The organism is Pseudomonas sp. St386 (assembly GCF_018325865.1).
In the GTDB taxonomy this organism is placed as follows: domain Bacteria; phylum Pseudomonadota; class Gammaproteobacteria; order Pseudomonadales; family Pseudomonadaceae; genus Aquipseudomonas; species Aquipseudomonas brassicacearum.
Map to the genome: position 1 here is coordinate 3,938,535 of NZ_AP021900.1, position 15,126 is coordinate 3,953,660.

The following is a 15,126-nucleotide window of genomic DNA, read 5'->3' on the forward strand; positions in this document are numbered from 1 at the left end:
GCGGTACTTTGGGTGTGGGCCGCAGGGCGGCCTATGGAATGCAGTCTGTGGTAGGTCTGTGGGAGCAAGGCCTACCACAGACCTTGCTCCCACAGGCCTTACTCCCACAGGCCTTGCTCCCGCTGGCCTTGCTCCCGCTGGCCTGCGCAGCAGGCCCCTCGCTGTCTCCTCAGAACCGCGGCTTGACGGTCTTCCAGTCCGGCCGGTAACGCTGCATCTGCCGCACATCGTCGCGCTGGCGGATGCCGCAACTGAGGAACTGCTCATGCAGCTTGCCCAGTTGATCCCGATCCAGTTCCAATCCCAGGCCCGGCGCGCGGGTGATCTTCACGCAGCCGTCGACAATCGGCAGCTTGCCGCCCTTGATCACTTCTTCATCCGGCTCCTGCCACGGGTAATGGGTGTCACAGGCGTAGTCCAGGTTCGGCACCGCGGCCGCCACGTGGGCCATGGCCATGAGGCTGATGCCCAGGTGCGAGTTCGAATGCATCGACACACCCAGGCCGAAGGTGCTGCACATTTTCGCCAAGGCCTGGGTGTCGCGCAGGCCGCCCCAATAATGGTGGTCGGCCAACACGATCTGCACGCTGTCCTGCGCCACGCTGCGGCGAAACTCATCGAAATCGGTGACCACCATATTGGTCGCCAGCGGCAGCCCCGTGCGTTTGTGCAGCTCGGCCATGCCCTCAAGCCCCGGCGTCGGGTCTTCGTAATACTGCAGGTCATCCCCCAGCAGCTCGGCCATGCGAATCGAGGTTTCCAGGGACCAGTTGCCATTGGGATCGATGCGCAACGGGTAGCCGGGAAACGCGCGTTTCAGCGCCTTGATGCAGGCGACTTCATGCTCCGGATCGAGGGCGCCGGCCTTGAGCTTGATGCTCTTGAAGCCATAGTCCTGGATCATCCGCCGAGCCTGGGCGACGATCTGCTCTTCGTTGAGCGCCTCGCCCCAACTGTCGGGTGGGTACGGCGAGTCGATGTGCTCGGCGTACTTGAAAAACAGGTAGGCGCTGAACGGAATCTCGTCGCGAATCGCGCCGCCCAGCAGGTCCACCAGCGGCACGTTCAGGTAATGGGCCTGCAAATCCAGGCAAGCCACTTCGAACGCCGAATAGGCATTGCTCACCGCCTTGCTCGCGTGGGAACCCGGCGCCAGTTCGGCACCGGCGATGCTGGCCGGTTTCTGCGCGGCGACGGTCGCCTGGACGATGGCCCGCAACTGGTTGAGGTTGAACGGATCCAGGCCGATCAACTGGCTTTGCAACTGCTGCTGGATCGCCAGGGCCGGGGCATCGCCGTAACTCTCCCCGAGGCCGATGTAACCGTTGTCGCTCTCGATCTCGATGATCGAGCGTAACGCGAACGGCTCATGGATGCCGCTGGCGTTGAGCAAAGGTGGATCGCGAAAAGCGATGGGTGTGACGGTGACGCGTTTGATCTTCATACAGCGGCTCCCGATGGGCCAGGTTTCAAAGCTTGAGGGGGTTGCGACTGATCGGCTTCGACAACGGTTTCAGGCCGGCCGGACAGTGAGTTCGGGGTATCGCGCTTCGGTGCGGTGCGGGCGAAAAAGATCACCACGGCGGCGACCAGCGAAGTGGCGGCCAACCCATACAGGCCGCCCTCGATGGAACCGGTGGTCTGCTCCAGGAAACCGAAGGCCGTCGGCGCGACAAAGCCGCCGAGGTTACCGATGGAGTTGATCAAGGCGATCACCGCCGCCGCGATGCGCGCATCCAGGTAGCCCTGGGGAATCGGCCAGAACAACGCCGACGCCGCCTTGAAACCGATCGCCGCAAAACAGATCGCCACGAAGGCAAAGATCGGCCCGCCGGTGGTGGACATGAACATGCCGAACGCGGCGACCACCAGCGTCACCGCGACCCAGGCCTGTTGGAATTTCCATTTGCCGGCCAGGGCAGCAAAGCCGTACATCGCGATGATGGAAATGATCCATGGAATGGAGTTGAGCAAACCAACCTGGAAATCCCCCAGGTTGCCCATTTTCTTGATCATGCTCGGTAGCCAGAACGTGGCACCGTAGATGGTCAGGGCGATGGAAAAGTAGATGAAACAGAACAGCGCGATCTGCCGGTCGGCCAACAATTTGAACATCGACGGCTTGACCACCTGGGCCGCTTCCCGGGCCCGTTGCTCTTCGGCGATGGCCGCGATCAATACGGTTTTCTCTCCAGCGCTCAGCCATTTTGCCTGGCTCGGGTGCGACTGCAGCCAGAACCAGACAAACCCGCACAGCACGATGGAGGCGAAACCTTCGATCAGGAACATCCACTGCCAGCCATGCAGGCCCATCCCGCTGACATTCAACAAGGCGCCGGACACCGGGCCGGAAATCACCGAGGCGATGGCCGAGCCGCTGAGGAAGATCGCCATCGCCTTGCCGCGCTCGTTGGCGGGCAGCCATTGGGTGAAGTAGTAGATGATGCCGGGAAAGAACCCCGCCTCCGCCGCGCCGAGGATGAAGCGCAGCACATAGAAACTGGTCTCGCCGCGCACAAAGGCCATGGCCATCGCCGCCGCGCCCCAGGTGAACATGATGCGTGTCAGCCAGGCCCGCGCGCCGTAGCGTTGCAACAGCATGTTGGACGGCACTTCAAACAGCGCGTAGCCGACGAAGAACAGCCCGGCACCGAGCCCGTAGGCTGCGGCGCCAATGCCCAGGTCGGTTTCCAGGTGACTGCGCACGAAGCCGATGTTGACCCGGTCGATGTAGTTGACGATGAACATCACCACCACCAGCGGCAGGACATGACGTTTGACCTTGGCCGCCGCGAGCGCCAGGGTGCTGTCATGGGTGGAGTCCGTTACGTTATTCAAGGGTGCCTCCCGATCATTATTTTTGTGGGGAACGGGACGATGATGGACGCAGCGAATTGTTCCCGTCTAATCTAACTTGGCACTTGATTGATACCTGGATTGAATCAATGTTTGAATTGGCCCAGCTACGCTGCTTCACCACCGTGGCGACCGAACTCAACTTCCGTCGCGCCGCCGAACGCCTGAACATGACCCAGCCACCGCTGAGCCGGCAGATCCAATTGCTGGAGCACCACCTGGGCGTCGAGCTGTTCACCCGCAGCACCCGCAGCGTGGCGCTCACGGCCGCCGGCCGGGCGTTTTTCATCGAAGCGCAGAACCTGCTGGAACAGGCCCAACAAGCTGCCATCGCTGCCCGGCGCTATGCCCAGGGCGACATCGGTTCGGTGACCATCAGCTTCGTCGGCAGCGCGGTATACGAGTTTCTGCCCAAGGTGATTGCCGAGGCCCGGCTGAAACAGCCCCAGGTCAAAATCGTCCTGGCAGAGATGAACACCTACCAGCAGCACGAAGCCCTGCGCGCCCGGCGCATCGACCTGGGCATCGTCCGCTCGCCACTGCTGGAGACCGGCTATGCCACCGAATGCCTGGTGCGCGAACCCTTCGTGCTGGCGGTGCCTGCCGGGCATCCGCTGGCCAGCGCCGAGACCGTGAGCGTCCAGGATCTGGACGCCCAACCGTTCCTCATGTACTCCCACGCCGCCTACCCGCCCTTCAACGAACTGCTCACCGGCATGCTGCGCTCGGCCCGGGTCGCGCCGCAATTCGTACAATGGCTGGGGTCGTCGCTGACGATCCTGGCGCTGGTCAACGCCGGCATGGGCCTGGCACTGGTGCCGCGTTGCGCCAGCAGCGTGGTGTTCAAGCAGGTGGTGTTTCGCGAGATCGACCTGGGCGAAGGGGTGCAAAGCGAATTGCACCTGGTGTGGCGCGAGGATAACGACAACCCCGCGTTCACCATGTTGCTGGAAGGGATTCGGGGGGCGGTTCGGGAAGGCTTGTGAAGGCGGAGCAACAAGGCCCATGCGGTTGGCAGTGCCTGACGGAACCCAACGTTCCACCGAGCTTCGCGGACTTAGGTTGTGAGGGCGCTTGCGGCGCCCCCCACAACACTGCCTGGCAACTACCCAGGCTTGTGGTTATCCAGTACTCGATTGACCGCTAGCTCACCCAACATGATGACCCGTTGCAGCACCAGCATCGTTTGGCGTCTTGGGCCGTCCGTCAAATCGGTGAGGTCGCTGACCATCACGCTGGCGGATGCCAAGGATTCGCACGCCTCAACGAGCAACGTCTCGTCATCCACCGCTGCGTCGATGGTGAAGATCGTGCTGGGCTTGCGGGGCTGTATCTGCGTTTTCGTTGCCCCGGGGTTCAGGTAGTGCTTGAGCGCGCGGTCTGCCGCCTCTTTCAACTTTTCAGGGTCGAGAGAGTCGCCGTAGAGTACCGAGTCGATATCCGGGGGGTTGGGAGTTACTTTGAACATAAGTGACAATTCCTACATTGGAGCTGCAACCGTTCTCGACTAAAAGAAGGGTGGCGGCTGTACGCAGGTTAGTCGACCGGTAGGAATTGGTAAAACCCGGCGCGCCCGAGGGCGCCCTGCGCACAACCACCATTTAGTGCAGGAATATAAATAACCTGACTGAACGGTGCTCAAGCACCTTACCAAACCTGATGGGCGACTAAACCCGACCACCGATGGGCAGTGGCAGGTAAACGATAGAGGCCCGGGGCAAAGCGCACAAGCCGGCGGATTCTGACGCATGCGTAAGTAAGGACGCAAGGTCTCGTAGCCTTTAGAGCGTAATGTGGAATGTATTTAAACGTGTCGAGCTGGATATGTTTATGGCAATTAAAAGGGGCGATTTTTCTTCGTTATTTCTTGGGGCTGTATTGGTGTAAATACAGTGCATTACGGGACGCTTTGGCCTCATCGATATTAAACGAGGTCATGCCGTAGATAATACGTTGGCGGATGCTTTGGGGGATTTTCCTACAGTTGACCGGCTACAACTTGTTGCGTTATCAAATGGCACCTTGCCCGATATTTTCCTGCGGTTCCTCATAGACCGATTGAACTCACAGGGTAGTGGTGAACGGTAAATCACTACTTGAAAAGCGGCTCAGACCTGCAAGTGAAGCGCATCCGCCATGGCTTCAATCTCCTGTCGCATCCACAATTTCTGCAACCAATCGGAGGGAATAGCCTGCACGCCATAAAATGCCCCCGCCACCTGACCGACAATGGCAGCGGTGGTGTCAGCATCGTCGCCCAGGTTCGTCGCGGCCAGCACCGCATCGGTGAAACTGTCCGTCTGATGAAAGCACCACAGCGCTGCTTCCAAGGAAGCCACCGAATAACCAGTGCCTGACACATCACTACGACCTTTTCCCTGATAGGCCCCTTGGGCGAGCGCTATCACTTTGGCCTCGGTCAGTTGCTCGGACGCCACACGCAACACATCCGCCTTTGAAGCACCGGTCAATGCGTTGGCAATGACATCGGCCAACACCTGGCAACACTCCACCGCCTCTGTTGCCCCATGGGTTGTGCGTGAACTCAGAGCCGCAAAATCGCGGATGCGTTCGCGATCCGGATAAAAGAACAGCACGACCGGTGCCAGTCGCATAAGCGAGCCATTGCCAGCCGTATCAGCAGCGGTATCCCCCGCGAATGGGTCGCCATGGGACTGATAGCGTTCCAGTGCACCGCGAACGGTCATACCAATGTCAAAGCAATCACCAGTGGAACTCAGATAACCCCAATGCCACCAATTGAGGTATCGGCCCATTTGATCAGCCGCATCAAAACCACGCTTTTGCAACAGGCTCTCAGCCAGACACAAAGCCATCGATGTGTCATCGGTCCATTGGCCAGGCTTGAGACTGAAGGGGCCGCCACCGACCATGTCGGTCACAGGGGTAAAGGTATTGCGTGGCTGGAATTCAACAGTAGTGCCAACGGCGTCACCACATGCCAAGCCCAGTAAGCATCCGCGATAGTGGTCTGAAAGTGTCGAGGACATCCTGATTCCTTCTGTTGCGAGTTCGTCCGCGCAGGAGCGGCGTACAACCAGCGAGATGATAACGGCTGAGCATGCCCAAGGAACCTGATCGCAATCTTTTTTATCGAAAACGCAACGCACACTCGCTCAGCTGTTCCCCCATCTCAAAACAAGTTGTACGATGACCGACGAGCCAATAATCGCTCGCGCTTCCGATACCTACAAAAATAAGGAAATCCCCATGAAAAAAGCCACATTGGTCATCAGCTTCTTGTGCCTGTTCAGCGGCTACGCAGCGGCAGCCACTTCATCGGCCGAGCAGGAAGTGGCCCAGGCCGTCGACCACCTGACCCAAGCCATGCTGCACAAAGACATCCCACAACTCCAGGCACTGGCTGCCGAAAACCTGACCTACGGCCACTCCAGCGGCAACATCCAGGACAAGAAAGCCTTCATCGCCGACATTGAAACGGGCAAGAGTGCGTTCAAGACCCTGGAAATGCAGAACCAGAAAATCACCTTGTCCGGTGATGTGGCCCTGGTGCGCAACCACTTCTCGGCCCAGGCGCTCAAGGGCACTGAGGTTGTGCCAACGGAAATCGAGAACTTCCAGATCTGGCAGAAGCAGAAGAATGGCAAGTGGCTGCTGATCGGTCGTCAGGCGTTTCGGTTCTGATAGCGGGTTGACCGGGTCCACGAGATATCTGTTTTTGATCGTTCCCACGCTCTGCGTGGGAATGCATCCCGTGACGCTCTGCGTCACACTCCAGAAGCGGAACGCGGAGCGTCCCTGGCGACATTCCCACGCAGGAGCGTGGGAACGATCGATATGTATTTTCAGCCTTAAAAATCACATGACGGTTTGCTCCCCTCACCGGTAGTTTTTTCCCCTCAATCCGCGGCCCACTGCTCTCGGTACTGCAGCAAAAAATCCACAAAAGCGCGCACCCGCTGCGGTACGTAGCGGCCGTGAGGATAGAGCAAGGTAAACGGACGTGAGCGACCCGCGAAAGGCGCAAGCACCTCCACCAACTGCCCGTTGGCGAGCTCCTGTTCGACGATGAATTTGTAAGTCTGGAACAAACCGGCACCATGCTTGGCCAGTGTCACGCCACCAAGCACATCGTCCGAACAACAGTAACCCCCTTCGCCGAACACCTCCTTTTCCTTGCCTTCGACATTGAACAACCAGGAAATCCGTCGCCCGCTGCTGGGCAATTCGAACTGGATGCATTCGTGCTCGTCCAGGTCTTCGAGGACCTGCGGCGTGCCGACCTTGCGCAAGTAATCCGGGGACGCGACCACCACCAGTTTTGCGTCTTCCAGCAGCCGGGCGATCATCGACGAGTCGGGTTGGGCCCGCACCCGGATGGCGAGGTCATAACCTTCGGCGACGAAATCGATGTTTCGATTGCTCAAGTGTAAGTCCACGCTGACTTGCGGGTACAGCGCCCGGAAGGCCGGCAGCAAGGGCAGGATGCGGTGATGACCGTAGGTGGTGGGCAGGCTGATGCGCAGTTGCCCGGACGGCACCGATTGCGCGCCCATCATTTCCTGTTGTGCCTCGACCAGTTGCGTCAACGCCTGGCGGCATTGCTCGAAATAGGTCTTGCCGGCCTCCGTCAGGCGAATGCTGCGGGTGGTGCGCACGAAAAGCCGTGAGCCCAGGCGCTCTTCCAGGCGAAAGATCGAGCGACTCACCGCCGCCGGGGTAACCCCCGCCAACTGCGCCGCCGCTGTGAAGCTACCCGCCTCCGCCGCCAGGCAGAACAGTTCTATGCTGCCCAACTGCAGGTCTTCGAAATGACGCTTCATGATTCATTACACCGCGTATCAACTGAAGTTTCCAAAGGCCTGTTTATCAGTCTGCGGCATATAAATACAGTGGGCCCTCAACGGCGTGGGATTCTTCCTGCGCACTTTCTCAGCAGCAGGAGTGCAACATGCCTTTCGTCAATGTGCGAATTACCCGAGACGGCGTCACCCGGGAACAGAAAGCCCAGGTGATTTCCGAAATCACCGAAACCCTCCAGCGCGTATTGGGCAAGGACCCGCACTTGACCCATATCGTGATCGAGGAAGTCGACACCGATAACTGGGGGTACGCGGGGATGACGACGACGCAGTATCGAAGTCTTCCGAAGGAATAACGCTCTGCCCTTTCGAGCCCGGTCCAACTGACCGGGCTTTTTTCTGCCTGCCAATCCCGGCTGACAGCAAGCCCCCACATCCACCACCAATCCCCTGTGGGAGCGAGCTTGCTCGCGATGACGGTGTGTCAGTCACCATCAATACCGACTGGCCTGACGCCATCGCGAGCAAGCTCGCTCCCACAGGAGTATGTGTGGCTCCGGCCATTGATTACATGACGTATCAACTCAAGTACCAGAAGCCTTATTTATCAAACCCTGGCGCACCAATACCCTGAGTTCAACCAACGCCACACCGGCGCATCGGTTCAACTCAATGTGATCAGGAGTCAATCATGAGCCTCAACAAAACCGTCATCATCACCGGCGCTTCCAGCGGGATCGGCCTGGGTTTGGTCAAGGCGTTCCTGGCCCGGGGGTATAACGTGGTGGGCAATGCCCGCTCCCCTTCCGGCCTGGACACTGCCGCCGCCGAGCTCGGCCACCCGGCGGGTTTCATCGGCGTGGCCGGCGACATCGCTGACCCGGCCACTTCAACCGCCCTCATCAGCCAAGCCGTCGCGGCGTTTGGCGCCGTTGACGGGCTGGTGAACAACGCAGGTTTCTTCCTGCCAAAACCCTTCGTCGAATACAGCCCCCAGGACCTGGACGCGCTGCTGGACACCAACCTCAAGGGGCTGGTCTACGCCAGCCAGGCTGCTGCCGCGCACATGATCGGGCGCCAGCAAGGCTTCATCATCAACATTTCAGCCGCCGTGGCCCTGCAACCGAACATCCAGGTGCCGGCCGCTCTGCCGGTGTTGATCAAGGGCGGCGTCAACCAGATGACCCGCGCCCTGGCCCTGGAACTGTCGCCTCACAACATCAAGGTCAATGCCATCGCCCCCGGCATCATCGACACGCCCATGCACGACCCGGCGCACCGCGAATTCCTCGACAACCTGGCCCCGGCCGGTCGCGTGGGCACCGTCGAGGAAATTGCCGAGGCCGTGTTGTACCTGGCGGGCGCCGATTTCACGACTGGTGCGATACTGCCGGTGGACGGCGGGATGAGCACAGGCAAGTGGTAAAGAGGCAAGTGGTAAAAAGAAAACCCCCGAAGGCAGGACCTTCGGGGTTTTCATGACGCATTGGATTCAGAGCGTGTAGGAGATGCCAGCCTGCACGGTCCGCGGTGCGCCTGGGTAGGCATAGACGTTACCGAAAGCGCCTTCTTCGTAGTCGGCGTCGAACAGGTTCTTCAGGTCCAGGTTGAGGCGGATCCGCTCGTTGACCTTGTAGTAGCCGAGCAGGTCCACAACGGTGTAGCTGTCCATGGAGAACGCATTCGCCGCAGTCTGGCCGGCCCGTTCATCAACGTACTTGGCACCCACTCCCAGGCCAAGGCCCTTAAGACCACCATCCTGGAACTCGTAGACGTTCAACAGGCTGAAGGTGTTCTTGGGCACGTTGAGCAAGCGAGTGCCGGACGGGATATTGATGTCCTTGGTCACTTCGGCATCCACATAGGCGTAACCACCGATCACGCGCCACTCCGGCGTCAAATTGCCCGCCACGTTCAGGTCGAAACCACGGCTGCGCACTTCGCCGGCGGCCACGCTGAAGGTGGAGTCCACCGGGTCAGTGGTGAGCACGTTACGTTTTTCGATCTGGTAAACCGCCGCATCGACGCTCAACTGGCGATCCAGCGCTTCCCACTTGACGCCCATTTCGTAGGACTTGCCCTCTTCCGGCTTGAACCCGCCACCTTCGCGACTGGCACCGCTGTTGGGTTTGAACGATCGGGCAGTGTTGGCGTAGACAGCCACGGTGTCGGTCAAGTCGTAGATCACACCCAGGCGCGGGGTGACGGCGCTGTCGGTGACGTTCCAGTTCCGGCTACCGGGCGGGTTCTGGGGGACAAAACTCTCGTACTCATGCTCGAACCGCTCAAAACGCGCCCCGGCCAACAACTTCAAGCGCTCAGTCAGCGCCACCTGATCCTGGACGAATACACCAAACGTCTTCAGATTTTCCTGGTCATTTGTGGGCGTGCGCGTCAACGCCGGGCGTGGCTGGCCATACACCGGGTCGAAGATATCGATCGGGTAGGCCCCGACAGCGCCGGAGGAGCGCTGGATAATGGACTGGTAGTCGTAGTCTTCATACTCGATACCCGTCAGCAACGTGTGCTCGAACCCGCCAGTGGAAAAATGCCCGGTGAGGTTGAGCTGAGTGTCGCGGTCGGTCCATTCCAATTTGCGGTAGTTGAAGTTGCGACCCAGGGTACGCCCATCGGCGGCGATGCCATTGCCTTCGATGGCATTGCCCTGCAAGGTGCCGTCGAGCCACTGGGTACCGCCGGCCAGGGTCCAGTCGTCGTTGAGCATGTGCTCGAAACGCACCTGCAGCATGTTGTTGTCGTTATGCAACTTGCCGGCGTCTTTTTCGCCAAAGAACGTATCGCGCGACGCGGTGCCGCGCTGGCCGGCGTAATGGGTCACGCCACGGTCCAGCGGCGCATTGTTGCGCATGAAATCGCCTTCGAAGGTCAGGCGCGTGGTGTCGTTGACCTGCCAGCTCACCACCGGCGCGATGCCGTAGCGCTCGGTCTCGACGTGGTCGCGGAACGTGTCGCCGCCCTCGCCGATCACGTTCAGGCGATAAGCCAGGCGCCCTTCTTCATCCAACGGACCGGAGGCGTCCAGCGTACCGCGACGCATCCCCTGGTCGCTGACCTGGCTGCCCAGGGTCACCGTACGCTCGGCCAACGGCTGCTTGGACACCACGTTGAAGGTGCCGCCCGGGTCGCCACGGCCATAGAGCATGGTGGCCGGGCCGCGCAGGACTTCCAGCCGCTCGATGGTGTTGGCGTCCGGCATGTTCGGGTAGCCACGGTTGATCGGGAAGCCGTTGCGGTAGAACTCCCCAGTGGTGAAGCCGCGTACGGTGAAGGTGGTCAGGCCCTGGCCGCCGAAGTTGTTGCCCCGGCCGACCCCGCCAGCGTAATCGAGGGCGTCCTGCAGGCGCGTGGCGCCGAGGTCTTCGACAACGTCGCGAGACACCACGGAAATGGATTGCGGGGTTTCATGGATCGCCGTGTCGGTACGGGTGGCGCTGGCCGAACGGGTGGCGTGATAGCCCTTCACCGGGCCTTGTGCTGATTCATAGTCGGCGTTACCGACGATGTCCGTGGCTTGCAGCTCAAGGGTCGACGGGGTGGCAGGGATTGGCTCTTCTGCCCAGGTGGAAACGGAGTAAGCCTGGAGCACACACAGTGAAACGAGAATCCGACGCATCGATGCACAATCCTAATGGAAAAAAGCCACCACATCTGGAGGCTGACAAGAATGTGTCGCGAAAGATACAACAACTCATTCCTGTTTGATATTTATTCCCATTAACACTGTGATTTTTTTGTGACCGTTTAGTCCGCTATCGCGAGCAAGCTTTGCTCCCACAGAGATCTTCAGTGGGTACAAGTCTTGTGACTGGCCCCGGCCCTCCCCTGTGGGAGCAAAGCTTGCTCGCGATGGCGCCAGAACAATCCCCCATACCCTATTGGCCCGCCGCAATCGACTCCTGCTCCACCCGCTGGAAGAACACCTGCGCACGATGATCCTGGGTATAAGCCACGTTCAACCGCAACCAGTCGCACGCCTCGCCCTGGGGCAGGAACGTCGAGCCTTGGGACAGTTGGATCTGCAGCTCTCGGGCCATCTGCTGCACCCGTTGTGCCGCCAGGCACCGAGGCCTGGCCCAGACGAACAAGCCCCCCATCGGCTCGGCAAATACCTCCCATTGGGCCGGGTCCAATTGGCGCAGCGTGCTCGCCATCTGCTTGTTCAGGCGCTGGCGCAAGCGCTGGATCAGCTTGCGATAGGCACCGTTGGCCAGCAACGTCGCCACCACGTTTTCAGCCAGCAGCGAACAACCGATGCCGGTAATCATCTTGACTTCGGCCAGGCGCTGGATGATCTCGGGATGGGCGACCACGTAGCCGACGCGCAGCGAACTGGACAGCGTCTTGGAAAAACTCGCCAGGTAGATCACCCGGTCCAGGGCATCCAGGGAGGCCAGGCGTGAGGTCGGACCGTTCTGGAAATCGGCGTAGATGTCGTCCTCGATGAGGCGAAAGTCATGGGCCGTTGCCAGTTGCAGCAGACGATAGGCCACGCTCGGCGCCAGGCTGGTGCCGGTGGGGTTCTGATACATGCTGTTGATGAAGAAATACGAAGGCTTATGCTCGCCGAGAAGCTGTTCCAGGCGGGCGATGTCCGGGCCTTGCGCGGTTCTCGGCACCGCCACGGTCTTGACCCCATGCAGCTTCAGCAGATTGAACAGGTTGTAGTAGCCGGGGCTTTCCACCAGCACCAGGTCACCGGGCTTGAGCAAGGTTCGTACCAGCAGGTCGAGGCCCTGGCTGGCACCTTGGGTGGTAATGATTTGCCCCGGGTCGACGTGAATATCGATCAGGCCCAGGCGCTTTTGAATGTGCAGGCGCAGATGAGGCGAGCCCAACGGGGTGCTGTAGTTGAACAACGCGTGGTTGTCGCTGCGCACCACTTGGCGGATCGCCTGGCCCAGGTCGGTGTCGTCGCGCCAGGCGTCGGGCAGCCAGCCGCAACCGAGCTTGAGCTGCGTCGATTCATTGTCGAACAACCGCCACCGCGCGTTATCCGTTTCGGGCTCCGGCTCCACGGGTCGGACCAACTGCTGCGCGACAAAAAAACCCGCGCCATGTCGAGACTCCAGCACCCCGTTGGCGACCAGTTGGTCATAGGCCTTGATCACGCTCGACTGGCTCAGGCCGTTTTCCCGGGCCAGTTGGCGAATGGATGGCATGCGCGCGCCGGGGCGGATGCCATGGGCGTTGATCCAGCCCATGAGGTGCGTCACGAGCTGCCGGATCACGGGTTCGGCAACGTTGCGATCGATCTTCAGGTCCACGGCTGCACTCTTGGCTAAGTGTTCTCGAATTTTTAGCGAACAGTTAAGCACAAATGGCCTGGACCTGTTCCTTGTTTGCGCGGTGCCCGGCAGAGATAGTCCCCGGGACTTCATGCACACCCTTTAAGGAACACCCTTGAACCCATCGCATCGACATTCCTGGGGGCTGGCTTTCGGCCTTTGCCTGATCACCCTTGCGGTCAACCTGCAGGCACCGCTGTACACCACCTACGCGCAGTTGTCAGGCTACGGGGCCGGCGCCACGGCGGTGGCGTTTTCCGGTTATGTGCTGGGCGTACTACCGGTTCTGCTGGCGTTTGGCGGGCTGGCCGACCGGGTGGGACGCAAACCGTTGATCCTGGTCGCCCTCGGGCTGTCGATGCTGGCGACGCTGGTGACACTGCTCTGGCCGAGCCTGGAAGCGCTGGGCGTGGCGCGCCTGATGATGGGGGTCGGCACAGGGCTGGCCTCGGCCACATCAACCGCCTATATGGCCGAGCTAATGGCAACCCGCGATCCCCGCTCGCCAGCCAACCGGGTCACCGCCAGCACTTCCCTGGGCTTTGGCCTGGGCGCGGCGTTGACCAGTCTGTTCCTGTTCGTCCATCACAGCGACACGCCTGGCAGCTTCTGGTTGCAGCTGATGTTGGCTGCCATGGCGATCGTCGTGGTCTGGCGGCTACCGGACCCGGCGTTGAAAATCAAAGACGCTCCGCTGCTGCGCCTGCCGTTGTTTCCCGCCGGCAGCCTGCCCTACAGTTTTTCCATGCTGCTGGCCTGGGCGACCTCGGGCCTGGTCATCGCCATATTGCCGTCGGTGCTGGCGACCCATGATTTGCAGCGTTGGTCTGGCCTGTCGACCTTCACGGTCATCAGTTGCGGCTTGCTCTTCCAGCCCTGGGTTCGGCGCATGCAACCGGCCAGGGCGACGGGCTTGGGTCTGCTGATCCTGCCCGCGAGCTATGCGTTGCTGGCCTGGGGCGCGAGCGCCGGCTCCCTGCTCGCCGTGTTGCTCGGAGCACTGGGCGCCAGCAGCGCCTGCTACGGTTTCCTGTACCTGGGCGGGTTGTCAGCCATCACGGCCATGGCCGGCACGGAAAAGGCCCGGGTCAGCGCCGGGTTCTTCCTGTTCGCCTATGTCGGGTTCAGCATCCCGGTGGTGGTGACCGGGTTGCTGGCCGATCATTTCGGCGCTGATGTGGCGTTGATCGTGTTCGGCCTGGCGCTGCTGGCGGGGGCGTCTATCACCGGATGGCGCATCGTCCGGACTCAAGCTTATGTGAGCCAGCTATCCCACGGCTGAGCACACCAACCTGTGGCGAGGGAGCTTGCTCCCTCGCCACAGGGGTCTGGCTGAAGGATTGGAGGAAGCCTGGGACAGCTCGACACCGCGCTCGACAAAGTCGTATACCATATCCCCACCTAAGCCGAACGACCCGCCGCCGTGACTTTATCCAAGTTCAACCTGCCTGACCTGGGCAACACCCCTTCCACCTCGGAAATCATCACCCGCCACCTGCGCGATGCCATCGTGGCCGGGCACTTTGCCGAGGACGAGCCCATTCGCCAGGATGACATCGCCCGGCAGTTCAACGTCAGCAAGATCCCCGTGCGCGAAGCCCTCAAGCGCCTGGAGGCCGAGGGCCTGGTGATGTTCCAGCGCAATCGTGGGGCGATGGTGACGCGCATTTCCGAGGCGGAGCTGGCGCAGATGTTCGAAGTGCGGATGCTGCTGGAAGACAAAGTGCTGCGCCTGGCGATTCCCAACATGACCGAAGCCACCTTCGCCCGCGCCGAAAGCATCTGCCGGGAGTTCGTCGGTGAAGACGACGTCGGGCGCTGGGCCGAGCTGAACTGGCAACTGCATGCCTGCCTCTACGAACCGGCGCAACGGCCCTTCATGGTTAGTCTGATCCGCTCGGTGCACGACAAGCTGGAGCGCTACTTGCGCATGCAAATGAGCCTTTCGGCGGGCAAGGAACGCGCCGATCACGAGCACCGGGAAATCATCAAGGCCTGCCGCGCCGGTGATGTCGAGCACGCGGTGAAGCTGCTGGACGAACACATCGCCGGGGTCTGCGAGACGTTGTTCAAGTTCCTGCCTTCCAGCCATTGATGGATCGGCACTGTGCCGATTTCGTCATCGGCGACAGGTAAAACCATCAAGCCGTCGCCCCCCGGCGCGGGCCACGCTTGCCGTC

General features: G+C 60.7%; 13 protein-coding genes and 1 pseudogene. 6 read left to right on the forward strand and 8 right to left on the reverse strand.

Going from position 1 to position 15,126, the window contains the following annotated elements:
- Nucleotides 1–169: 169 nt before the first annotated feature.
- Entirely contained in the window at nt 170–1,444 is a 1,275-nt protein-coding gene (locus KI235_RS17260) for a glucarate dehydratase family protein (RefSeq protein ID WP_003202529.1), read from the reverse strand.
- Nucleotides 1,441–2,838: an MFS transporter gene (locus KI235_RS17265; protein ID WP_003202531.1), complete on the reverse strand. Its 1,398-nt coding sequence runs from the start codon at nt 2,836–2,838 to the stop codon at nt 1,441–1,443. The genes KI235_RS17260 and KI235_RS17265 overlap by 4 nt, the downstream gene beginning before the upstream one ends.
- A 107-nt stretch (nt 2,839–2,945) precedes the next feature.
- Between KI235_RS17265 and KI235_RS17270 the strand changes: the two genes are divergently transcribed.
- A complete protein-coding gene (locus KI235_RS17270) occupies nt 2,946–3,842 on the forward strand; it encodes a LysR substrate-binding domain-containing protein (protein WP_003202532.1) in 897 nt (298 codons plus the stop codon).
- A 119-nt stretch (nt 3,843–3,961) separates the two neighbouring features.
- Here KI235_RS17270 and KI235_RS17275 read toward each other — a convergent pair whose 3' ends face one another.
- Nucleotides 3,962–4,324 (reverse strand): DUF6124 family protein, encoded by a 363-nt coding sequence (locus KI235_RS17275; protein ID WP_003202533.1) that lies wholly within the window; start codon nt 4,322–4,324, stop codon nt 3,962–3,964.
- Nucleotides 4,325–4,964: 640 nt separating this feature from the next.
- Entirely contained in the window at nt 4,965–5,867 is a 903-nt protein-coding gene (locus tag KI235_RS17280; protein WP_212795187.1) for an ADP-ribosylglycohydrolase family protein, read from the reverse strand.
- Nucleotides 5,868–6,087: 220 nt separating this feature from the next.
- Here KI235_RS17280 and KI235_RS17285 point away from each other — a divergent pair, with 220 nt between their 5' ends.
- Nucleotides 6,088–6,522 (forward strand): nuclear transport factor 2 family protein, encoded by a 435-nt coding sequence (locus tag KI235_RS17285; protein WP_003202535.1) that lies wholly within the window; start codon nt 6,088–6,090, stop codon nt 6,520–6,522.
- A gap of 215 nt (nt 6,523–6,737) precedes the next feature.
- On the opposite strand, the gene KI235_RS17290 is transcribed toward KI235_RS17285, so the two are convergent.
- A complete protein-coding gene (locus tag KI235_RS17290; protein ID WP_013693517.1) occupies nt 6,738–7,661 on the reverse strand; it encodes a LysR family transcriptional regulator in 924 nt (307 codons plus the stop codon).
- Nucleotides 7,662–7,789: 128 nt separating this feature from the next.
- Here KI235_RS17290 and KI235_RS17295 point away from each other — a divergent pair, with 128 nt between their 5' ends.
- Nucleotides 7,790–7,996 (forward strand): 4-oxalocrotonate tautomerase family protein, encoded by a 207-nt coding sequence (locus tag KI235_RS17295; protein ID WP_003202537.1) that lies wholly within the window; start codon nt 7,790–7,792, stop codon nt 7,994–7,996.
- 94 nt (nt 7,997–8,090) lie between these two features.
- Here the strand turns inward: KI235_RS17295 and KI235_RS30485 are convergent.
- Nucleotides 8,091–8,204 (reverse strand): annotated as a pseudogene (locus KI235_RS30485) (metal ABC transporter ATP-binding protein); the annotation flags it as partial.
- Nucleotides 8,205–8,331: 127 nt separating this feature from the next.
- Here KI235_RS30485 and KI235_RS17300 point away from each other — a divergent pair.
- Nucleotides 8,332–9,066, forward strand: a complete 735-nt coding sequence (locus KI235_RS17300; protein ID WP_003202538.1) for an SDR family NAD(P)-dependent oxidoreductase — start codon at nt 8,332–8,334, stop codon at nt 9,064–9,066.
- A gap of 66 nt (nt 9,067–9,132) precedes the next feature.
- On the opposite strand, the gene KI235_RS17305 is transcribed toward KI235_RS17300, so the two are convergent.
- Both KI235_RS17305 and KI235_RS17310 read right to left on the reverse strand, forming a co-directional pair.
- Nucleotides 9,133–11,274 (reverse strand): TonB-dependent siderophore receptor, encoded by a 2,142-nt coding sequence (locus tag KI235_RS17305; RefSeq protein ID WP_212795188.1) that lies wholly within the window; start codon nt 11,272–11,274, stop codon nt 9,133–9,135.
- A 259-nt stretch (nt 11,275–11,533) separates the two neighbouring features.
- Nucleotides 11,534–12,925 carry a PLP-dependent aminotransferase family protein gene (locus KI235_RS17310; RefSeq protein WP_027911918.1) on the reverse strand — a complete coding sequence of 464 codons (1,392 nt, stop codon included), beginning with the start codon at nt 12,923–12,925 and terminating at the stop codon, nt 11,534–11,536.
- A 136-nt stretch (nt 12,926–13,061) separates the two neighbouring features.
- Here KI235_RS17310 and KI235_RS17315 point away from each other — a divergent pair, with 136 nt between their 5' ends.
- Complete coding sequence (locus KI235_RS17315; RefSeq protein ID WP_100263815.1) at nt 13,062–14,228, forward strand: MFS transporter; 1,167 nt, start codon at nt 13,062–13,064, stop codon at nt 14,226–14,228.
- Nucleotides 14,229–14,369: 141 nt separating this feature from the next.
- Nucleotides 14,370–15,041, forward strand: coding sequence for a GntR family transcriptional regulator (locus tag KI235_RS17320; protein ID WP_013693520.1), 672 nt, complete (start codon nt 14,370–14,372; stop codon nt 15,039–15,041).
- Nucleotides 15,042–15,126: the final 85 nt, after the last annotated feature.